The organism is Pseudomonas orientalis, assembly GCF_001439815.1.
GTDB classification, from domain to species: domain Bacteria; phylum Pseudomonadota; class Gammaproteobacteria; order Pseudomonadales; family Pseudomonadaceae; genus Aquipseudomonas; species Aquipseudomonas orientalis.
In genome coordinates this window covers 187404-208157 of the sequence record NZ_JYLM01000010.1, presented here as the reverse complement: position 1 = coordinate 208157, position 20754 = coordinate 187404, and the positions used below count along the sequence as shown (strand labels likewise).

At 60.4% G+C, this 20754-nt stretch carries 21 protein-coding genes; 15 read left to right on the top strand and 6 right to left on the bottom strand.

Features of this window, described 5'->3' with window-relative positions; genetic code table 11:
* Positions 1 to 104 precede the first annotated feature (104 nt).
* Genes rfbB through TU82_RS22520 form a run of 7 tightly spaced genes read left to right on the top strand, consistent with a single transcriptional unit; the run spans position 105 to position 7188 of the window.
* Complete coding sequence (rfbB, locus tag TU82_RS22550; RefSeq protein WP_057725456.1) at positions 105 to 1187, top strand: dTDP-glucose 4,6-dehydratase; 1083 nt, start codon at positions 105 to 107, stop codon at positions 1185 to 1187.
* Complete coding sequence (gene rfbA, locus TU82_RS22545) at positions 1184 to 2059, top strand: glucose-1-phosphate thymidylyltransferase RfbA (RefSeq protein WP_057725455.1); 876 nt, start codon at positions 1184 to 1186, stop codon at positions 2057 to 2059. The genes rfbB and rfbA overlap by 4 nt, the downstream gene beginning before the upstream one ends.
* Complete coding sequence (gene rfbC / locus TU82_RS22540) at positions 2056 to 2601, top strand: dTDP-4-dehydrorhamnose 3,5-epimerase (protein ID WP_057725454.1); 546 nt, start codon at positions 2056 to 2058, stop codon at positions 2599 to 2601. Before rfbA ends, rfbC begins: the two co-directional genes overlap by 4 nt.
* Positions 2598 to 3479, top strand: a complete 882-nt coding sequence (gene rfbD, locus TU82_RS22535; RefSeq protein WP_057725453.1) for a dTDP-4-dehydrorhamnose reductase — start codon at positions 2598 to 2600, stop codon at positions 3477 to 3479. The genes rfbC and rfbD overlap by 4 nt, the downstream gene beginning before the upstream one ends.
* A gap of 36 nt (positions 3480 to 3515) precedes the next feature.
* Positions 3516 to 5324 (top strand): sensor histidine kinase, encoded by a 1809-nt coding sequence (locus TU82_RS22530; protein WP_057725452.1) that lies wholly within the window; start codon positions 3516 to 3518, stop codon positions 5322 to 5324.
* Complete coding sequence (locus tag TU82_RS22525; protein WP_057725451.1) at positions 5321 to 6706, top strand: sigma-54-dependent transcriptional regulator; 1386 nt, start codon at positions 5321 to 5323, stop codon at positions 6704 to 6706. Before TU82_RS22530 ends, TU82_RS22525 begins: the two co-directional genes overlap by 4 nt.
* 26 nt (positions 6707 to 6732) lie before the next feature.
* Positions 6733 to 7188 carry a YiiD C-terminal domain-containing protein gene (locus tag TU82_RS22520; RefSeq protein WP_057725450.1) on the top strand — a complete coding sequence of 152 codons (456 nt, stop codon included), beginning with the start codon at positions 6733 to 6735 and terminating at the stop codon, positions 7186 to 7188.
* 129 nt (positions 7189 to 7317) lie between these two features.
* On the opposite strand, the gene cysQ is transcribed toward TU82_RS22520, so the two are convergent.
* Both cysQ and nudE read right to left on the bottom strand, forming a co-directional pair.
* Positions 7318 to 8154 carry a 3'(2'),5'-bisphosphate nucleotidase CysQ gene (cysQ, locus tag TU82_RS22515; RefSeq protein ID WP_057725449.1) on the bottom strand — a complete coding sequence of 279 codons (837 nt, stop codon included), beginning with the start codon at positions 8152 to 8154 and terminating at the stop codon, positions 7318 to 7320.
* Entirely contained in the window at positions 8151 to 8717 is a 567-nt protein-coding gene (gene nudE, locus TU82_RS22510; protein ID WP_057725448.1) for an ADP compounds hydrolase NudE, read from the bottom strand. The genes cysQ and nudE overlap by 4 nt, the downstream gene beginning before the upstream one ends.
* Before the next feature lie 87 nt (positions 8718 to 8804).
* Between nudE and yrfG the strand changes: the two genes are divergently transcribed.
* Positions 8805 to 9467 carry a GMP/IMP nucleotidase gene (gene yrfG / locus TU82_RS22505; RefSeq protein ID WP_057725447.1) on the top strand — a complete coding sequence of 221 codons (663 nt, stop codon included), beginning with the start codon at positions 8805 to 8807 and terminating at the stop codon, positions 9465 to 9467.
* Between the two features lie 70 nt (positions 9468 to 9537).
* Here yrfG and lysM read toward each other — a convergent pair whose 3' ends face one another.
* The gene (gene lysM / locus TU82_RS22500; protein WP_057725446.1) at positions 9538 to 9978 is read right to left on the bottom strand and encodes a peptidoglycan-binding protein LysM; all 441 of its coding nucleotides are present in this window, start codon (positions 9976 to 9978) and stop codon (positions 9538 to 9540) included.
* 197 nt (positions 9979 to 10175) lie between these two features.
* Between lysM and fdhD the strand changes: the two genes are divergently transcribed.
* From fdhD to TU82_RS22485, 3 genes are all read left to right on the top strand, one after another.
* On the top strand, positions 10176 to 11015 hold the full coding sequence (gene fdhD, locus TU82_RS22495; protein WP_057725445.1) for a formate dehydrogenase accessory sulfurtransferase FdhD: 840 nt from the start codon (positions 10176 to 10178) through the stop codon (positions 11013 to 11015).
* Entirely contained in the window at positions 11012 to 13360 is a 2349-nt protein-coding gene (locus TU82_RS22490; protein ID WP_057725444.1) for an FdhF/YdeP family oxidoreductase, read from the top strand. Before fdhD ends, TU82_RS22490 begins: the two co-directional genes overlap by 4 nt.
* 421 nt (positions 13361 to 13781) lie before the next feature.
* Entirely contained in the window at positions 13782 to 14270 is a 489-nt protein-coding gene (locus TU82_RS22485; protein WP_057725443.1) for a glycine zipper domain-containing protein, read from the top strand.
* 113 nt (positions 14271 to 14383) lie between these two features.
* Here TU82_RS22485 and TU82_RS22480 read toward each other — a convergent pair whose 3' ends face one another.
* From TU82_RS22480 to TU82_RS22470, 3 genes are all read right to left on the bottom strand, one after another.
* Entirely contained in the window at positions 14384 to 14815 is a 432-nt protein-coding gene (locus TU82_RS22480; protein WP_057725442.1) for an acyl-CoA thioesterase, read from the bottom strand.
* Between the two features lie 23 nt (positions 14816 to 14838).
* Positions 14839 to 16776: a RecQ family ATP-dependent DNA helicase gene (locus TU82_RS22475; RefSeq protein WP_057725441.1), complete on the bottom strand. Its 1938-nt coding sequence runs from the start codon at positions 16774 to 16776 to the stop codon at positions 14839 to 14841.
* Positions 16777 to 17062: 286 nt separating this feature from the next.
* Entirely contained in the window at positions 17063 to 18238 is a 1176-nt protein-coding gene (locus TU82_RS22470; RefSeq protein ID WP_057725440.1) for a tetratricopeptide repeat protein, read from the bottom strand.
* A gap of 172 nt (positions 18239 to 18410) precedes the next feature.
* Here TU82_RS22470 and TU82_RS22465 point away from each other — a divergent pair, with 172 nt between their 5' ends.
* The 4 genes from TU82_RS22465 to TU82_RS29265 all read left to right on the top strand — a co-directional run bounded on the left by TU82_RS22465 (position 18411) and on the right by TU82_RS29265 (position 20697).
* A complete protein-coding gene (locus tag TU82_RS22465; RefSeq protein WP_420893028.1) occupies positions 18411 to 18611 on the top strand; it encodes a YhfG family protein in 201 nt (66 codons plus the stop codon).
* Positions 18612 to 18996: 385 nt separating this feature from the next.
* Complete coding sequence (locus TU82_RS22460) at positions 18997 to 19320, top strand: hypothetical protein (RefSeq protein WP_057725439.1); 324 nt, start codon at positions 18997 to 18999, stop codon at positions 19318 to 19320.
* Positions 19321 to 19583: 263 nt separating this feature from the next.
* Positions 19584 to 20066 (top strand): hypothetical protein, encoded by a 483-nt coding sequence (locus TU82_RS22455; protein ID WP_057725438.1) that lies wholly within the window; start codon positions 19584 to 19586, stop codon positions 20064 to 20066.
* On the top strand, positions 20056 to 20697 hold the full coding sequence (locus TU82_RS29265; RefSeq protein ID WP_231982720.1) for a DUF1493 family protein: 642 nt from the start codon (positions 20056 to 20058) through the stop codon (positions 20695 to 20697). Before TU82_RS22455 ends, TU82_RS29265 begins: the two co-directional genes overlap by 11 nt.
* Positions 20698 to 20754: the final 57 nt, after the last annotated feature.

Here is a 20754-nt window from a genome sequence, read left to right as displayed (position 1 = left end):
GGCGTTAATCAACCCCTCCCGCTCGCCGCGCTTGCGCCCGCTCGATTCACAACTCAAGCTATGCTTCTTTCGCTTAATGTCCGTCTAAGGAAAAGGCCCTCGACATGCGCATTCTTATCACCGGCGGTGCCGGATTTATTGGCTCGGCCCTGATCCGGCACCTGATCCAGCACACTGAGCATGAAGTGCTCAACCTGGACAAGCTGACTTACGCCGGCAACCTTGAGTCGCTGGCCAGCATTGCGTCCGACAGCCGCTATGAGTTCGTCCAGGCCGATATCATCGACCAGGCCACCGTCAGCGCCGTACTGGCGCGCTTTGAGCCGGACGCGATCATGCACCTGGCGGCAGAGTCCCATGTGGACCGTTCCATCGACGGCCCGTCGGATTTTATCCAGACCAACATTGTCGGCACCTACAGCCTGCTGGAAGCCACCCGCGCCTATTGGCAGAAGCTGGCTGAACCGGCCAGAAGCGCGTTCCGTTTCCATCACATCTCCACCGACGAGGTGTACGGCGACCTGCACGGCGTGGACGATCTGTTCACCGAAACCACGCCCTACGCCCCCAGCTCGCCGTACTCGGCCAGCAAGGCGGCCTCCGACCATCTGGTCCGCGCCTGGCAGCGGACCTACGGCCTGCCGGTGCTGTTGACCAACTGCTCGAACAACTACGGGCCGTTCCACTTCCCTGAAAAACTGATCCCACTGGTGATTCTCAACGCCCTCGCAGGCAAGCCGCTGCCGGTGTATGGCGATGGCCTGCAAGTGCGCGACTGGCTGTTCGTCGAGGACCACGCCCGTGCGCTGCTCAAGGTGGTGACGACTGGGGTGGTGGGCGAGACCTACAACATCGGCGGCCATAACGAGCAGAAAAATATCGACGTCGTGCGCGGCATCTGCGCCCTGCTCGAAGAGCTGGCGCCACAGCGTCCGGCCGGCGTGGAAAAATTCACTGACCTGATCACTTTCGTCAAGGACCGTCCGGGCCACGACCAGCGCTATGCGATCGACGCCAGCAAAATCGAGCGCGAGCTGGGCTGGGTCCCGGAAGAAACCTTTGAGACCGGCCTGCGCAAGACCGTGCAGTGGTACCTCGATAACCTGGAATGGTGCCGCAGGGTCCAGGATGGCAGTTATCAGGGTGAACGACTTGGCAATACTGACGTAAAGGATCTGATCGCATGATGAAGGGAATTGTATTGGCCGGCGGTTCCGGCACCCGTTTGCACCCCATTACCCTGGGCGTGTCCAAACAACTGTTGCCGGTGTATGACAAGCCGATGATCTACTACCCGATCTCGGTGCTGATGCTGGCGGGAATCAAGGACATCCTGGTGATCTCAACGCCAGTGGACCTGCCGCAATACCGCAACCTTCTGGGTGACGGCAGCCAGTTCGGCGTGCGTTTCAGCTATGCCGAACAGCCTTCGCCCGATGGTTTGGCCCAAGCGTTCATCATTGGCGAAGAGTTCATCGGTGATGACCCGGTGTGCCTGATCCTGGGGGACAACATCTTCCACGGTCAGCACTTCGGTGATCAGTTGCGCAATGCCGCAAAACGCCCATCCGGCGCCACGGTGTTCGGCTACTGGGTCAAGGACCCGGAGCGTTTCGGCGTGATCGATTTCGACAAGGAAGGCCGTGCCCTGTCGATCGAGGAAAAACCGACGCAGCCTAAATCCAGCTATGCGGTGACTGGCCTGTATTTCTATGACAACGACGTGATCAAGATCGCCAAGGCCGTCCAGCCTTCGCCACGCGGCGAACTGGAAATTACCGACGTCAACAATGCCTACCTCAAGCGCGGCGACCTGCACGTTGAACGTTTCGGTCGCGGCTTTGCCTGGCTCGACACCGGCACCCATGACAGCCTGCTGGAAGCGTCCACTTACGTGCAGACCATCGAGCACCGCCAGGGCTTGAAAGTCGCCTGCCTGGAAGAAATCGCTTACGAAAACGGCTGGATTGATCGTGACTATTTGCTGGAACGCGCCAAATATTTCGGCAAAACCGGCTATGGTCAGTATTTGTACACGCTGGCCGGGAACCCTAAATGAATGTAAGCGCCACTGAGCTGCCTGGTGTATTGGTCATCGAACCGAAGGTGTTCGGCGATGACCGCGGCTTTTTTTATGAGAGCTTCAACGCCCGCGAGTTTGAAAATGCCAGCGGCTTGAAACTCCAGTTTGTGCAGGACAACCACTCACGCTCGCTGAAAGGCGTGCTGCGTGGCCTGCACTACCAGGTCGAACACGCCCAGGGCAAACTGGTGCGTGTGACGGCTGGGGAAGTCTTGGATGTAGCGGTGGATATCCGCCGCAGCTCTCCTCACTTCGGTAAATGGGCCAGCGTGCGCCTGTCTGCCGAAAACAACCGACAGCTGTGGATACCACCGGGTTTCGCCCACGGTTTCCTTGTGCTGAGCGACTACGCCGAATTCCTCTACAAGACGACGGATTACTACACCCCGTCGGCAGAGCGTTGCATTCGCTGGGACGACACGGACCTCAATATCGATTGGCAGCTCGATGGCCCACCGACCCTGTCCGCCAAGGATCAGGTCGGTAAAAGCCTGAGGGATGCGGACCTGTTCCCGTGACAGCGCCCCTGAAGATATTGATCACCGGTCAGCACGGCCAGGTCTCCCAGGCGCTGCAACAACGCCTTCAGGGCCTGGGCGAGCTCGTCGTGCTGGGCCGCGACCAGCTTGATCTGGCTAACGCCGAGCAGATTCGCCAACAGGTGCGCGCTCAGCGTCCCGACCTGATCATCAACGCCGCTGCCCACACTGCGGTCGATCAGGCCGAAAGCGAGCCGGACGCAGCCTTCGCCATCAATGCCATCGCCCCCGCCATTCTCGCCGAAGAAGCCAAGACCCTTGGCGTCCCGCTGATTCATTACTCCACCGACTACGTGTTCGACGGCAGCAAACCTGCCCCCTACACCGAAAATGACCTGCCCAATCCTTTGGGTGTGTACGGCCAGAGCAAACTGGCGGGTGAACAGGCGATTGCGGCCGTGGGCGGCAAGTACCTGATTCTGCGCACCAGTTGGGTGTATTCGAGCCACGGCAAGAACTTCCTGCTGACCATGCAGCGCTTGCTGCAGGAGAAACCGCAGATGCGTATCGTCGCCGACCAGATCGGCGCGCCGACGTGGGCCGGGACCATCGCCGACAGTACGCGTGCACTGATCGAGCGCTGGCAAGCCGGCGACGCCGGGGAATGGGGCGTTTATCACCTGACTGCCCAGGGTGAAACATCGTGGTTCGGCTTTGCCCAGGCCATTGGCGAAGCCCTGCGCGTGGCAGGCAAACCCTGCGCTGAGCTGGAAGCGATCCCGTCCAGCGCCTATCCAACACCTGCCAGGCGCCCGTTGAACTCGCGCCTCGATTGCAGCCGCCTGCAGCAGCAATGGCACGTCAGCCAGCCGCACTGGCAGGACGCATTGCACGAGTGTCTTGCCAGGCAGCACTAGGCATAATGCGCCTGTACCCACAGGCGCACGATTCCCATGACCCCACCTCTTCCGCGAAGACCCCGCTGGCGCAGCCTGGCCCTGTTGGCGTTGTGCCTGGCGCCGCTGCTATGGCCGCTGGAGCACTTGGCCGAGCGCTACTACCGCAGCGAGCTGGCCGGGCAGAACCGTCAGACCCTCGACCTGTACGTCGCCAACCTGCTGGGCACCCTGCATCGCTATGAAGTGCTGCCGCAGATCCTCGGCGACCTGCCGGCCCTGCGCACCGCGCTGGATGCGCCGCAGATCAGCACCAACCTGGTCAGCGCCAACCTGCTGCTCAAGGACGTCGCCGCCCAGGCCGGGGTGGAGGTGATGTACCTGATGGACACCACCGGCAAGACCCTCGCCGCGTCCAACTGGGACAAACAGGACAGCTTTGTCGGGCGCAACTTTTCCTTTCGCCCCTATTTCAGCGAAGCCATGGCCGGGCGCCTGGGGCGCTTTTTCGGGCTGGGCACCACCTCGGCCAAGCGCGGCTATTTCTTCGCCGCCGCCGTGCGCGATAACGAAAAAATCATTGGCGTGCTGGTGGTCAAGGTCGACCTGGACCACACCGAGAGCCTGTGGGGCAATACACCGGAACAACTGCTGGTGACCGACCACAATGGCGTGGTGATCCTCACCTCGCGCCCGCAATGGCGGTTCCGCGCCACGCGGCCGCTGACCGCCGAAGAACGCCAGGCCATTATTGCCATCCAGCCCTATCCGACCCGTGATCCACAGCCACTGAACCTCAGCAGCAGCGCCTGGCTGCGCCAATCCACCGCCATTGCCGAAACCGGCTGGAACGTGGAAATTCTTGCGCCCCAGTCCCTGATCAACCGCCCGGTGCGTACCGTGGTGGCCGTCGGCGGCGCGACGTTGCTGGTGCTGATGCTGCTGCTCGGCTTGCTGATGCAGCGCCGTCGCCATTACCTGGAGCGCATCGCCTTCGAAGCCAAGGCCCGCCGCGAACTGGAAATGCGCGTGGCCGAGCGGACCAGCGACCTGGAGGGCCTGAACCGGCGCCTGAAACAGGAAGTGCTGGAGCGCGAACACGCTCAGCAGGAGCTGGTACGTGCCCAGGACGACCTGGTGCAGGCCGGTAAACTCTCGGCGCTGGGCACCATGTCGGCCAGCATCAGCCATGAACTGAACCAGCCCCTGGCAGCGATTCGCAGCTACGCGGAAAACGCGGAAATCCTGCTCGACCACGAGCGCACCGCCGATGCCCGCGGCAACCTCAAGTTGATCAGCGAACTGACCGGGCGCATGGCGTCGATCATCGCGCACTTGCGCGCGTTCGCCCGCCGCGACCGCCATGCGCCGGAAAGCGTGGCGCTGCAACCTGCGCTGGATGATGCGCTGGCCTTGCTGGGCAAACGGCGGCGCTCGATGGAAGTGGAACTGATCCGTGACTTGCCCGAGGCCACCCTGTGGGTGCAGGCCGGTGAAACCCGTCTGCGCCAGGTACTGGGCAACCTGCTCGCCAATGCCCTCGATGCCCTCACCGAAAAAGGCCCGCCACGCAAACTGTGGCTAAGTGCCCAAACCACCGACCAGGGCGTCAACCTGTACATCCGCGACAACGGCCCGGGCTTTTGCATGGAAGCTTTGGGCCGCGCCAGCGAGCCGTTCTACACCACCAAGACGCGCACCCAGGGCCTGGGCCTGGGCCTTGCGATCTGTGACACCCTGATGCGTGCCTTCGGCGGCGAACTGCTGTTTGCCAACCACAAGGAAGGCGGCGCGCTGTTAACCTTGAAACTGCGTGCCGGCTCGCCGGGCGTCAGTGTGCAACCGTCCGAGGACCGCAGTGTATGAGTATCGATAACCAGATTCAGGTGGTGCTGATCGACGACGATCCCCACTTGCGTCAGGCGCTATGCCAGACCCTGGACCTCGCCGGGCTGAAAGTGCTGCCCCTGGGCGAAGCCAGCGGCCTCACCGCGCGCCTGTCGCGGGACTGGCCGGGCGTGGTGGTCAGCGATATCCGCATGCCCGGCATGGACGGCCTGGAGCTGCTCGCCGAACTGCACGGCCAGGACCCGGACCTGCCCGTGCTGCTGATCACCGGCCACGGCGACGTGCCGCTGGCGGTGCAGGCCATGCGCGCCGGCGCCTACGACTTTCTTGAAAAACCCTTCGCCAGCGACGCTTTGCTCGACAGCGTACGCCGCGCCCTGGCCCTGCGCCGCCTGGTGCTGGACAACCGCAGCCTGCGCCTGGCCCTCAGCGATCGCCAGCAACTGAGCACACGCCTGGTCGGGCATTCGCCGCAGATGCTGCGCCTGCGCGAGCAAATCGGTGCGCTGGCGGCGACCAAGGCCGATGTGCTGATCCTCGGCGAAACCGGCGCCGGCAAGGAGGTCGTCGCCCGCGCCTTGCATGATCTTTCGAACCGGCGCAGCGGCCCGTTCGTGGCGATCAACGCCGGCGCGCTGGCCGAGTCAGTCGTGGAAAGCGAACTGTTCGGTCATGAACCGGGCGCGTTTACCGGCGCGCAGAAGCGCCGGATCGGCAAGTTCGAATTCGCCAACGGCGGCACGCTGTTTCTCGATGAAATCGAAAGCATGAGCCTGGACGTGCAGGTCAAGCTGCTACGGCTGTTGCAGGAGCGCGTGGTGGAGCGCCTGGGCGGTAACCAGCTGATCCCGCTGGACATCCGCATCATCGCCGCCACCAAGGAAGATCTGCGCCAGGCCGCCGACCAGGGCCGTTTCCGCGCCGACTTGTATTACCGTCTCAACGTCGCGCCGCTGCGCATTCCGCCGCTGCGCGAACGGGGTGAAGACGCGTTGATGCTGTTCCAGCATTTTGCCGACGAAGCCAGCAGCCGCCACGGCCTGCCGCTGCACGAACTGCAACCGGGGCAACGCGCCCTGCTGTTGCGCCACAGCTGGCCGGGCAACGTGCGCGAGCTGCAAAACGCCGCCGAACGCTTCGCCCTGGGCCTGGAACTGGCCCTGGACAGTACGCCGGACAATCCATCCGCCAGCACACTGACGTCCACGCCAGGCGGTTTGAGCGAGCAAGTCGAACACTTCGAAAAAAGCCTGATCGCCGCCGAACTGACCCGCCCCCACAGTTCACTGCGCAGCCTCGCCGAAGCCCTCGGCGTGCCACGCAAAACCCTGCACGACAAACTGCGCAAGCACGGCCTGAACTTCGCCGACAGCGCCAGCCACAGCGCAGATGACGAATGACCCTGCCCACTCGCCAAGAGACCGCCATGAGCCGCGACAGCCGTTACCTGGAATCCGTCCTCCACCACGACATCCCCCTCACTCGAGAAATGGGGCTCAAGGTGCTCGACTGGCAACACGGCCAGTTGCAACTGCATCTACCCCTGCAGGCCAATATCAACCACAAGAGCACCATGTTTGGCGGCAGCCTCTACTGCGGCGCCGTGCTGGCGGGTTGGGGTTGGCTGCACCTGAAATTGCACGAAGACGGCATTGAAGACGGGCATATCGTGATTCAGGAAGGGCAGATCAGTTATCCGTTGCCGGTGACCCAGGATGCGACGGTGATTTGCGCAGCGCCCGAGGAAAAGGTATGGAAGCGCTTTGTGGCGACCTACACACGCCATGGCCGGGCGCGGTTGGCGCTGCAGACGTGGATTGTGAATAAGGGCAGTGAAGACCGCGCAGTAACCTTCACCGGCCAATACGTCCTCCACCGCTAGCCGCCATCACACAAATCAAAATGTGGGAGGGGGCTTGCCCCCGATTGCGGTGGATCAGTCACTTGGATATCGACTGACACACTGCCATCGGGAGCAAGCCCCCTCCCACATTTTTAATTTGCGCAGGGCTTAAGATCTGGCCAGGCTCAACAAGCGCTCCCGCCATTCAGCCTTGGCCGGCAACGCCAGAAAGAACGGGTTCAACAACGATTCCCGCGCCGGGTAGCTGAACGGCTTGCCGCTCAATTCCAGCACCTCGCCCCCCGCCCCTTCCAACACACCTTGTGCTGCCGCAGTATCCCACTGCGACGTCGGCGCCAGGCGCGGATAGCAATCGGCACTGCCCTCGGCCAGCAGGCAGAACTTCAAGGAGCTGCCGATATTCGCCAGTTTCAGCTCGCCCAATCCCTGACTCAGCCCCTCCAACAGACGCTCTTGCTCCGGGCTGGTATGACGGCGGCTGGCGACCACGGTAAAGGCTTCACCTGCGGCCGGAGTCTGGCGCACCTGGATCTGCCGGGGCGCGGCATTCACATCCGAGCGCCAGGCTCCCAGGCCCGCGCCGCCGAAGTAGCAACGGCCGCTGGTAGGCATCGAGACCACGCCGAACACCACGCGGCCCTGCTCGATCAAGGCAATATTGACCGTGAACTCTTCACTGCCGCTGATGAACTCCTTGGTGCCGTCCAGCGGGTCAACCAGCCACCAACGCTGCCAGCCGGCACGTACGCTCTGGTCGATATCGGCGTCTTCTTCGGACAGCACCGGAATGCTCGGGTCCAGCGCCGTGAGCCCTGCGAGAATCAGATGATGGGCGGCCAGATCGGCAGCCGTCACCGGTGAATCATCCGCTTTGGAGGTCACCGCCACATCAGCACGCCAGTACGGCAGGATGGCTTCACCGGCCTGGCGCGCCAATTCAATGACCGGCGCGATGAACGGATGGCCCAGGAACAGCTCGCTCATACGCTGAACACCCCACGCTGGGTCAGCAGGTCCCGCACCAGGTACAGCGCGGCCAGCGCCCGGCCCTCGCTGAACTGCTCATTCTGCGCCAGCGCCGACAGCTCACGCAGGTTGACCCGCTCCACGCGCATCGGCTCAGGCTCATCGCCTTCCAAACGCTCTTCGTACAGATCGGTGGCCAGCACCACCTGGATTTTCTGGCTCATATAGCCGGGCGACAGCGACAGCTCGGTGATATGTTCCAACTGACGCGCGCCATAGCCGGCCTCTTCCTTGAGTTCGCGGTCCGCCGCCGCCAGCACATCCTCGCCGGGCTCGATCAAGCCCTTGGGCAAGGACAACTCATATTCATCGGTACCGCCGCAGTACTCTTCCACCAGCAATGCATGATCTTCGTCGATCATCGCCACAATCATCACTGCGCCATAACCGGCACCCCGGCCCACCAGACGTTCGTAGGTCCGCTCAACGCCATTGGAAAAGCGCAATTGCACTTCCTCCACGCGGAACAAACGGCTACTGGCGACTATTTCGCGGGCGAGGACGGTGGGTTTCTGGCGCATAAAGGGCTCCTTGGCGTGATCGGGTTACTATACCGTGGCTTTTCCGATTGTCTGTGTCGGATATCTTTACTTACATGAGAACGCCCCATGCCCTCTTTGCCCTGGCACGCCATCGACACCGTCCTGCTGGACATGGACGGCACCCTGCTCGACCTGCATTACGACAACCACTTCTGGATGGAGCACCTGCCGCAACGCTACGCCGAGCTGCACGGCGTGAGCCTGGCCATGGCGCACATGGAACTGCAGCCGCTGTTCGAGCGTAACGCCGGACAGTTGCAATGGTATTGCCTGGATTTCTGGAGCGCCGAGCTTGCAATCCCGGTGCGCGAACTCAAGTTGGAAACCGCCCACCTGATCGCCCTGCGCCCGGACGCCGATACGTTCCTGGCGGCGATCAAACAGGCCGGCAAGCGCGTGATCATGATCACCAATGCGCATCGCGATTCGTTGTCATTGAAATTGGAGCGCATCGAGTTGGCGCCGTATTTCGAACAACTGATCAGCTCCCACGATTACGGCTTTCCCAAGGAAAACCGGCAGTTCTGGGAAGCGCTGCACGCCGATATCCAGTTCGATCCGGCCCGTAGCCTGTTTATCGACGACACCTTGCCGATTCTGCGCAGTGCCAGAGATTTCGGCGTGGGCCATCTGCTGGCAGTCAAAGAGCCCGACAGCAAAAAGGGGCCAAAAGACACCGCAGAGTTCGCAGCTGTCGGGAATTATCGAGAACTTATTACCGGGCTTTGAGCGAGTGTGGGAGGGGGACACGCCCTAATACCAATCTGTAGGAGCGAGCTTCCTCATTTTATCCTGCGTATTACTCTGGGATACGCAGGGACTGGCCTGGGTAGATCTTGTCCGGGTGCGACAACATCGGCTTGTTAGCCTCGAAAATCTTGTTGTACTGGTTGGCGTTGCCGTACACCGCCAGGGAGATCGCGCTGAGGGTGTCGCCTTTTTTCACCACCACGAAACGCGCAGCGGCAACCACCGGGCCGGAGACGGTGATGTTGTCTTCAACACTGCCGACACCTTCGATATTGCCCGCCGCCAGGATGATTTTTTCTTTCTCTTCCTGAGTTGCGACTTCACCCGTCAGCGTGACCTTGTCACCCTCAACGGTCGCCTGCACATTCGGATTTCCAAGGCCAACCTTGGAGATGTGGTCCTTCAACTGCTCACTGGCGTTTGCATTACCCGGCGTCAGCAGATCAATCAATTTCGCGCCTGCTTCCTTAACAAAACTGAAAATACTCATGGTGCGCTCTCCTTGGGTTTAAGTGCCTGATGCCCAAGACTAGACCAGTCCCGAGGATTTGGGTTCCAGGTCACTTCCTGACTAAAAACGAACCTTGATCGACGCCATCTATCAATACATCAATACTGGCGATTAGACGCGACCCTTTGTCGCGCCTAGTCTGAACATTGATCAATCCGCCGGTGGTACTGCCCCCTATGAACGCCAAGCGCCCCACCTGCGCGGCGCCCGCCCTCGAAACGCCCGCGTCCGCCGCCAGCCAGAGCTATCAGTACAGCAATCTGGAACACACCGACGTCGGCAGTACTGCGCTGGCCGAAGAGGTGGCGTTGGCGATTGCGTATAACGACATCAGCCAGGCCGTCATGCTGGTGACGCCGACCGACCTTGAAGACTTCATCGTCGGTTTCAGCCTTGGCAGCGGCATTGTCACCGACGTCAGCGACATCTATGACCTGAAGATCAGTGGTGCGGGCTCGACCCAGTACGCTCAGGTACAGATCTCCAGCCGTGCGTTCTGGAACCTCAAGCAGCAGCGCCGCCAATTGGCAGGTTCCAGCGGCTGCGGCCTGTGCGGCGTCGAGGCCGTGGAGCAGGCCTTGCCTGATCTTCAGGTGCTGCCCGGAGCGCCCTTGCCACCGGCCGAATGGCTCGATGGCCTGCGCCAGCGCATCGGTGCGTTCCAGCCCCTGGGCCAACACAGCGGCGCCGTGCATGCGGCGATCTTTATGAACAATCAGGGCGAATTACTGATGGGCCGCGAAGACATCGGCCGGCATAACGCCCTGGATAAATTGATTGGCGCCCTGATACGCCAAGAGATTCCGACCGACGGCGGCGTGGCGATTGTCACCAGCCGCTGCAGTCTCGAATTGATCCAGAAAGTCCTGCGCGCGGGCATCCAGACCCTGGTCAGCCTGTCGTCGCCCACCGGCCTGGCCCTGCAATGGGCGCGCCGGCATAACCTCAATCTCATCCACCTGCCGCAGAAAAGCGCGCCGCGGGTCTACAGCCCTGCGATGGAGTACCAGCCATGAGCCTTCACCACCAAGCCGACCAGACCCCGACCCCACGCTACAAGCCCTATAAAGGCCCGGCCGGCGGCTGGGGGGCGTTGATCAGCGTGGCGCAAGCCTGGCTGACCAGCGACAACGCGCTGAAAAACCTGCGCATGATGCTCAAGACCAACCAGAACGGCGGCTTCGACTGCCCGGGCTGCGCCTGGGGCGACTCGCCGGAAAGCGGCATGGTCAAGTTCTGCGAAAACGGCGCCAAGGCGGTCAACTGGGAGGCCACCAAGCGCCGCGTGGACGCCGCATTCTTCGCCAAGCACAGCGTTACCGCGCTGCTGGAGCAAAGCGATTACTGGCTGGAGTACCAGGGCCGTCTCACCGAGCCGATGCGCTACAACGCCGAGACCGATCGCTACCAGCCCATCAGTTGGGAAGCCGCATTTGACCTGGTCGGCAAGCATCTCAATGCCCTGCCGAGCCCGGACATGGCCGAGTTCTACACCTCGGGCCGCGCCAGCAACGAAGCCGCCTACCTGTATCAGTTGTTCGTGCGCGCCTACGGCACCAACAACTTCCCCGACTGTTCGAACATGTGCCACGAAGCCAGCGGCGTCGCCCTGGCACAGAGTGTGGGCGTGGGCAAAGGCACCGTAACCTTTGATGACTTCGAACATGCCGACGCGATTTTCGTCTGGGGCCAGAACCCCGGCACCAACCACCCGCGCATGCTTGAGCCACTGCGCGAAGCGGTGAAACGCGGCGCCCAGGTGGTGTGTATCAACCCCCTGAAGGAACGCGGCCTGGAACGCTTCCAGCACCCGCAACATCCGCTGGAAATGCTCACCAACGGCGACAAGCCGACCAATACGGCGTATTTCCGCCCGGCGCTGGGCGGCGATATGGCCATCCTGCGCGGCATGGCCAAGTTCCTGCTGCTATGGGAGCGCCAGGCCCTGGCCGAAGGCAAGGAAGCCGTGTTCGATCATGACTTCCTCAACGAACACACCGTGAACGTACTGGACTACCTGGGCCAGATCGACGACACCTCATGGGAGGAAATCGTCGAGCAGTCCGGCCTGACGCTGGTGGAGATCGAGCAAGCCGCACGCATGTATGCCAAAGGCAAGAACGTGATCATGTGCTGGGCGATGGGCATCACCCAGCACCGTCACTCGGTGCCGACCATCCAGGAAATCGCCAACCTGATTTTGCTGCGCGGCAACATTGGCCGCCCGGGCGCGGGCCTGTGCCCGGTGCGCGGCCACAGCAACGTGCAGGGCGACCGCACCATGGGCATCAACGAGCGCCCACCGGTGGCGTTCCTCGACTCGCTGGAGCGTCGCTTCCAGTTCCAGGTGCCGCGTACCAATGGGCACAACGTGGTCGAAGCCATCCACGCAATGCTCGAAGGCCGCGCCAAGGTGTTTATCGGGCTGGGCGGCAACTTCGCCCAGGCCACGCCCGACAGTACCCGCACTTTCGAGGCGCTGCGCAACTGCGACCTGACCGTGCAGATCAGCACCAAGCTCAACCGCAGCCATCTGATGCACGGTAAAGACGCCCTGATCCTGCCGTGCCTGGGCCGTACCGACATCGACATTCAGGCCGACGGCCCGCAAGCGGTGACGGTGGAAGACTCGTTCAGCATGGTCCACGGCTCCAACGGCCAATTGCAGCCACTGTCGAAGCTGATGAAATCCGAGCCTGCGATCCTGGCCGGTATCGCCGCCGCGACCCTGGGCAGCAAACCGGTGGATTGGAACTGGCTGGTCGCCGACTACGGACGCATCCGCGACCTGATCGCCGATACCATTCCGGGCTTCAAGGACTTCAACGAGAAGATCAAACACCCTGGCGGCTTCTATTTGGGCAATTCGGCCGGCGCACGCCGCTGGAACACCCCGTCGGGCCGCGCCAACTTCCGGCCGAACGTGCTGCCCAAGGACCTGATTCATGAGCGCACCCATGCCACAGGTCGGGTGCCGGACCTGATCATGCAGTCGATGCGTTCCCACGATCAGTACAACACCACCATCTATGGCCTGGACGATCGGTATCGCGGGGTCAAAGGGCAGCGGGACGTGCTGTTCGTCAACGAAGCCGACATCATCCGCCTGGGCTTCAAGCCGGGGCAGAAGGCCGACATCATCTCGTTGTGGGAAGATGGCCGTGAGCGCCGTGTGAAAGGCTTTACCTTGCTGGCATTTGATATTCCGGCCGGGCAGGCAGCGGCTTACTATCCGGAAGTGAACCCTCTGGTGCCGCTGGAAAGCACGGGCGACGGTAGCCATACGCCAACGTCGAAGTTCGTCGCGATTCGTCTGGAAGCGGCGAGTGACAATGGGCTGATCATGGCGCGCTCGGCCTGACTTGCCCTAATGCCAGTCAGTTAAGCGTAGACCGCCCTCTGTAGGAGCGAGCTTGCTCGCGAAAAACGTCGACGATAACGCGTGCTTCCTGAATGAACGCGGTGCCTGTGAGTTTTTCGCGAGCAAAGAGCTAGGCGCCCCCCCCTCGCTCCTACAAAAAGCCTTAACTGACAGGCATTGGGGCTAGCCCCGCGAAGAGGCCAGCACTTTCAGCACACATTTTGCGGGCACAAAAAAGGCCGCTTTTACCTAAAAGCGGCCGTTCCGAAGTAACTAAAGACTCGTAAAAACAACTTAAGTTCCCCATACAAAACAGTAACTTAGCAAATTGTATACAACTGCTGCCGCCGGTCGGATTTCGATTGTCAGCGTCTCGATACAACCTCAGGATCGCGCCGTCATCCCCTTGAGGTTTCCCTGAATGAAGTTCTCCTCGATTCTCTTGTTGTCCCTTGGCCTGGTCAGTGGCGCAGCCCTGGCCGGTGGCACCACCGAAGCCGGTGTGGGCGGCGCATTGGGCGGGGTTCTAGGTTCGGTTGTCGGCCAGCAGTTGGGCGGCAACACCGGTTCGACCATCGGCGCCGCGCTGGGTGGCGCGGGCGGTAGTGCAGTCGGCGCCGACAAGCGCAGCCGTGGCGAAGCCGCCATTGGCGGCGCACTGGGCGCAGCCGGCGGCAACGTGGTAGGCCGCAGTGTCGGCGGCGGCACCGGCGCACTGATCGGCTCGGCGGCCGGCGGTGGCGCAGGTGGCGCGCTGGGCAACTACATGGGCAACAAGAGCGATGACGATGACCGCCGTTATCGTGGCCGTGACGACCGTCGCTACTATCGCGATGACCACCCAGGCCGCGGTCATGCCTATGGGCACCGCAAGAACAAACACAAGCGCCACCATCGCTATGACGACTAAGGCCTGACGAAAATCCCATGTGAGAGGGGGCTTGCCCCCGATTGCAGTAGATCAGTCAATGTATACGGTGACTGATCCACCGCTATCGGGAGCAAGCCCCCTCCCACATTTGGTCAGACAACCAACCGCTGCAACGCCTCGCGCAACAGTTCCGGAATCGTCACCGGCTGGTTCGACGCCCTATCCACAAACACATGCACAAAGCGCCCCGCCGCGCAGGCCTCCTCCTCGCCTGCCTTGAACACCGCCAACTCATACTGCACCGAACTGTTGCCCAACTTGCCCACCCGCAGGCCGATCTCGATGCGCTCGGGAAAAGCGATCGAAGCGAAATAATCACACGCCGAACTCACCACAAACCCAACCACTTCACCGTCATGGATATCCAGCCCGCCCTGTTCGATCAGGTAGGTATTCACTGCCGTGTCGAAGAAGCTGTAGTAGGTCACATTGTTCACATGGCCATACACGTCATTATCGTGCCAGCGCGTGATGATCGGCTGGAAGTGAGGGTAATCGGCACGTTGTGGCACTGAGTCAGGCATGGGCACCTCGGGTGAAAGTGGGTTTACAGATCATTCAAATGGGCCTCGGCCCACTCGCGTACCTCGGCGTAGGGGTAGTCCTCCAGCGCGGCGAAACCGGGGATACCCCGCGCCTTCAACTTGGTGAACAACGGCACGCTGATGCCACCCAAAAAACGCGTCAGGCGGTCGGCACCCGGTAACTGGCCGGTGTGCTCATGATGCCTGTGGATAAAATCACCGCACAGCCCCATGAAATTTTTATCCACAAGCGGCGGCAAGCTCGGCGGCGCCGGCAAGTGCGCTATATGCCCGTGGCACACCGAGCAGTGCGCGCAATGCTGCGGCGCGTTTTCATCGCCAAAATACTGCGCCAGACGTTGCCCAAGGCAGCGCTCGGTGGCGAAAAGATCGAGCATGGCGTGAATCCGCGCCACTTCCGTCAGCTCGTGCCGCTTGAAGCCTGTGTATAACTCGGTGCTCAATACCTGCGCATCAAAATCGGTGTCCAGCAGACTGTAAACCTCGGTCATCTGTTTGCTTTCCAGCTCGATCAGGCCCTGCTCCTGGAAGTAATCCAGCGCCTTCACCACCCGGTTGCGCTCGGCATTGTGCTGCTGATACAGCGCGTCAAAATCCACCGTGGCCCAGGTTTTTGCACGCTTGCACGCCTGGATGATCGCCGCAACAAATTGCTGCCGCTCGCCGGAGAAACGGGCGAGCAACGCCTCGGGTTCGACCAGGTACTTGAAACGGTATTCAGCATAAAACGCGTAGCGCGGCGCGATCACACCTTTGAGCTCCAATTGCACCAGCAACGTCTTCAACGGCAGCTCGCGAATATTGCTGTGGTCCGACAAAGACCTCAGCAAAAACTCCCACTGGCCCTCGCCCCGCGCGGCCTGCAACTCTTCCAATACCCGACGAATACCCTCCTGCTCCGGCGTGTCGCCGTACACAAAGTTCTCCAGCACATTGAGGCTGTCGCGGTTGGCCAGCACCAGGCAGTCAGACGGCTGCCCATCCCGCCCCGCACGGCCGATTTCCTGGCTGTAGTTCTCGATGGATTTGGGCAGGTCGAAGTGCACCACATTGCGGATGTCACTTTTGTCGATGCCCATGCCAAACGCGATGGTGGCAACGATGCAATTGGAGCGTCCGCCCATGAAACGCTGCTGGATGCCCTCGCGCTTATCGTGGGGCAACCCGGCGTGATACGCCTCGGCCTGGATGCCATTGCGGTTCAGGTGTTCGGCAATCTGCTCGGCGGTTTTCTGCAGGGTGACGTAGACGATGCTCGGCTGGTCGGCTCGCTCGTTCATCCACTGCACAAGACGGCGGCGCTTGTCCGGGCCGCTCACCGGTTCCACCAGCAAGTTGAGGTTGGGCCGGTAAAAGCCGGTGGTGACCACATCGTCCGGCGCAATGGCGAACTTCGCCTGCATGTCGGCAATCACCTTGGGCGTCGCCGTAGCCGTCAGCAGCAATGCTTGCGGGATATTGAACTGACGTTGGTAGTCCGGCAGCTTCAGGTAGTCCGGGCGGAAGTTATGGCCCCACTCGGAAATACAGTGCGCCTCGTCCACCACCAGCAGCGAGATCTGCACACTTTGCAGGAAGTTTCGAAAGCGCTCGTTCTTCAAGCGCTCCACCGAAATCATCAGGATTTTCAGCTCACCGGAACGCGCACGCGCCATCACGTCATTGGCGTCCTCGCGGCTTTGGGCCGAATCGATGCTGCCGGCTGAAATGCCGTGGCGCTTGAGGAAACCCAACTGGTCCTGCATCAACGCCAACAGCGGCGACACCACCAGCGTCAGGTGCGGCAGCAATACGGCCGAGAGTTGATAACACAGTGACTTGCCAGACCCGGTCGGGAAAATCGCCGCCGCCGAACGACCGGCCAGTACGGCGCTGACCGTTTCTTCCTGGCCCGCACGAAACTGCGGATAACCGAAGACCTGCTGGAGGGTGTCGTGCATAGGCTGTCACTCCATTGACCGTTGAACATGGCTTGAAAACGTAGCCCAGTAAGTTCAGCGAATCGAGAAAGGTCGCATGGAAAAAAGAGACAGGATGATACACAGGCTGGGAGATGGCCCAGGGCCGAGATAGGAATATTCCAAAGTAATCGCAGGAAAAACACAGATCCAAATGTGGGAGCGGGCTTGCTCGCGAAGGCGGTGTATCAGTCAGCATATTTGATACTGACGGACCGCATTCGCGAGCAAGCCCGCTCCCACAGTTTAGCGTTTCACTCAGGCAGAATCAGCGGTTCTGCACCCGCTCGATCGCCGTGTCGTACACCGGATTGGCTTTCTGTTCCCTGGCCAACTGGTAGTGACGCAACGCATCGGCAAACTGCCCCGCCGCTTCGTAGATCCGTGCAATGTTGTAGTAGGCACCCGCGCGTACGGTTGCCGCATTGGCACCCGTCGCCAGGGCAATGGCCTTGCGGTTGGCCCAGATCGACTCGGCGGTATTGCCTGCCTTCTGATACGCCAGGCCCAGGTTGCCATAGGCCTTGCCGAAGCCATTGTCCAGCTCGATGGCCTGGCGGAACAGGTCGATGGCCTGGTCAAGGTTCCCGGCCTGATAGGCCGCTTCGCCTTGAACATTCAGACGCTTGGCATCGGTTTGGGCCGAAGAGCTGACCGCGACAGCCGTCACCGCAACACTGTCATCCAGCAACGGTTTGACTTCATTGAGCACATTCGCGGCATCCACCGTCACACCGTTGAAGGTGTTGATGTCCTGGAAATCGCCGCTGCCGGTCATGCGAAACACGGTCCACAGGTTACCGCTGCGGTTTTTCGGCACGTAGTAGGTGCGCACCAGGGACTGGCCCATGTACACGAACACCTTGGCTTCGCTGTTGGACAGTTGGCGCGAACCTGGATTGTCACCGTTGCTGTAGTCATGCACGGCGTAGACATAGCTTTCGCCGTAGTGCTTTTTCTGCAGGGTGATGGTTTCCGGGCCGTAGCTGTCGGTGTCATCCACGTCCAGCTCGGCGTCGTCGCCCTTTTGACTATCGAAGTAGATGTTGTTACCGGGGAAAATCATATGGGAGTCGAGGTCTGCCGGGGTTTTGCCCCAGCTCAGCACCACGCGCAGGCCATCGAGGTTTTCCATGACCGGGCTGACGGCGTAGGTCATGCCCTTGCACGGGCATTTCACCACCAGGTTGGAGTAGCCCGGTTTCTTGATGATCAATAGATTGCTGGCGTCGTCAGCCGCCTCGCTGGTCAGCGTCACCTGCCCCTGGGCGTTGGTGCGGCCTACAACGTTCTGCGCACCGTTGCGTTGCAACAGCACCTCGGCGTCGGCGATTTTCTGGTCCTTGACCACCGCGCTGAGCACCTCGATCGGCAACTGCTCGGCCTGGATCGAAAAAGCCACCGCACACAATGACACCGCCGAAGCGACACGAAGCAAACCCATGCTTAACTCCCTTTAAGTAGAAGGCGGAATCGCCCTACAAGATTTTGCGGTGAAACATACGCTGAATTCGGAGCTCTGGCGGTTTTTTTATAAAGAATGTGACGTAGTTATAGCGAACACTCGCTGCACGATGAAACCAGCCTTTGTCTTGGAGAACTGCGCCGTGGACGAGATGACGTTTAAGCAGAAACAGACTTACTACAAGCAGATACAACGCTCCAACTATCTCGCCAGCTTGCGTCTGGCAGGCTTCGACACCAAACCGTCCGATGTCGACAATGCTCTGCCGACGAGAGCCACCGTCCTTGCCAAGTACCTGCCTTGCGAACTCGACACCTCCATCAGTACACGGCTTGAACCTCAGGATTGGTGACGCAGAGCGTCACGGGCTGCATTCCCACGCAGGAGCGTGGGAACGATCCGGGTCCTCGGGGGTTTGAGGGCGATTTTTGAGCGATGTATGAGTAGGCCGCGCTAACATCGTTTTGCCCGTATTGCACCACTACACCGCACCCACCTATAGTGCGCCCCTCGCTGCAAAATCAGCGATCGGGTTTGGTCACCCGATGACAGAGATCGCATACGCACCCTCAGATGTCGTAGGCACTTCCGTGCCCACACGCTTCATGGCGGCTGTGTTTGGGACGCCTTCGGGCGTGCCGGGTGATCCCTGCCGGTTGACCAACCTGGACACAGTCCGCCACCCATCGCTTGGTCACGATGATGGCGGTCTTCTAACTACACAGAGATCGAAATCAATGAACACTATAAATCCATCTGAAAATCGCTATCGTCTTCTGCGCACCAACTTCACCGACACCCACCCACTTCTCATCGACACCGAAGCCAAAGCCGAAGACATCCAGTCCGCCGCCCACCAACGCATCCGCGCAGCCACGGACTTGCTCGAAACTTTCTCCTGCCTGACTTTCGAACACGCCGACGTCAAAGACATTTCCCACATCATCAACGCCTTGTACCTGCTGGTTCAGGACGGCTGTGATTTGCTGGAAGCCACGCAACACGTACAGCTGCAACCGGCGGCCGATAATCCAACACAAACTAACCAGACATACAGCTAACCCTGTGGGAGCTGGCTTGCCTGCGATAGCGGAGCGTCAGGCGACATTTTCATACCTGACACACCGCCATCGCGGGCAAGCCCGGCTCCCACATTTTTGCCGGTTCAGCCTTCCAAATAAGCATCAAGCCGTAAAACTGTAAGAAGCCACCAAACGGCGCGTCGTCCATTTCTGAAACGGCCTAAAACACTCGTCCAGCCCTCTACAAATCCACGTTTTCCTGGCCGAGACTGGACCCCCTTCAACTGCCCCAACAAAAAAACTTGAACATCGAAAGGACTCAATATATCGGCCACTACGGCATCACTTTCACAGTGATTCGACTCACCGTGATGCCAAACAATCGACAGGAGCTAGCCACTCTTTGCTTGCTGGAAGCAAAAGCATCAGCGATAGAGGTCCGCTTGCGACTTCAGAAGTTGTACGAAAAGATGCTCGCCCGAGATCTACCTTGCGTCATGACAGTGGCCGTCTCAAAGCCATTGACCAGGAAGCAGGCAAATAGCTTGAACAATCGAAACAACCTCATCAAAGAAATCATTTCTGGCGCAATTGCATCCCCTGTCGGGGTCATATCCAGCAAAGCAGAATCGATCGTCGAGAATGCTGTCAGCGATTTGATTTCTCGCGCGCTTCGCAACTTTCATAGCGCAGACATCATCATTGGCCTGGATGCCCAGGTCAGTGGTGGCATAGGCCCGCAGCGCTCAAGCGTCTCAATGCATGTGTACTCAAATGAACCTTGATCAATGGCTTTATCTGCAAACAGCGCTGTTATTCGCTCTCCATCTACTGCTGTATTACAAAATCACTGACTGCACATTAAGAAGGCGTTTCGCCGTTACCTTCATCGTAACGGGACTGGCTCTGTTGCTCTGGCTGCCCTACGTCGCCATCATCCTGAACATTCAACTCCTTCCCCTGGCCCTGTTCTTGATAGGCTTGGCACTTTTCATCAGCCGAAACAAATACCGCCTAAAACGCAAAAGCCCCCCTCACCCACTCCTGCGGGCCCCCACCATGAACCTCGCCTCCCACTTCCCCGATGACCCCGTCATGCAGCACCTCCTGCAACTGCTGCACGAAGAAATCGGTCTGCCGAAACACAAGACCATCCGCCTGCAAACCTCGCTGAACTTCGACCTGGGCTGTGATGGCAGCGAGGCCAAGCAACTGATGGAAGCGCTGGAACAGGAATTCGCGCTCGACTTGGGCGACTTCGACACTTATCGTTATTTCAACACGCCGGTGTTTGATGTGTTTCTCAAACGTCGGGCCAAGGGGCGCGGCGAAAAAGTGCCACTGACTATCGGCATGCTCTACCTGGCGATCAAGACCCACAGCTGGGATACGCAGACACTGGAAAACCTGAGCTGACCTGAAGTACACCGAGAATCAAGTGTGGGAGGGGGCTTGCCCCCGATAGCAGTGTGT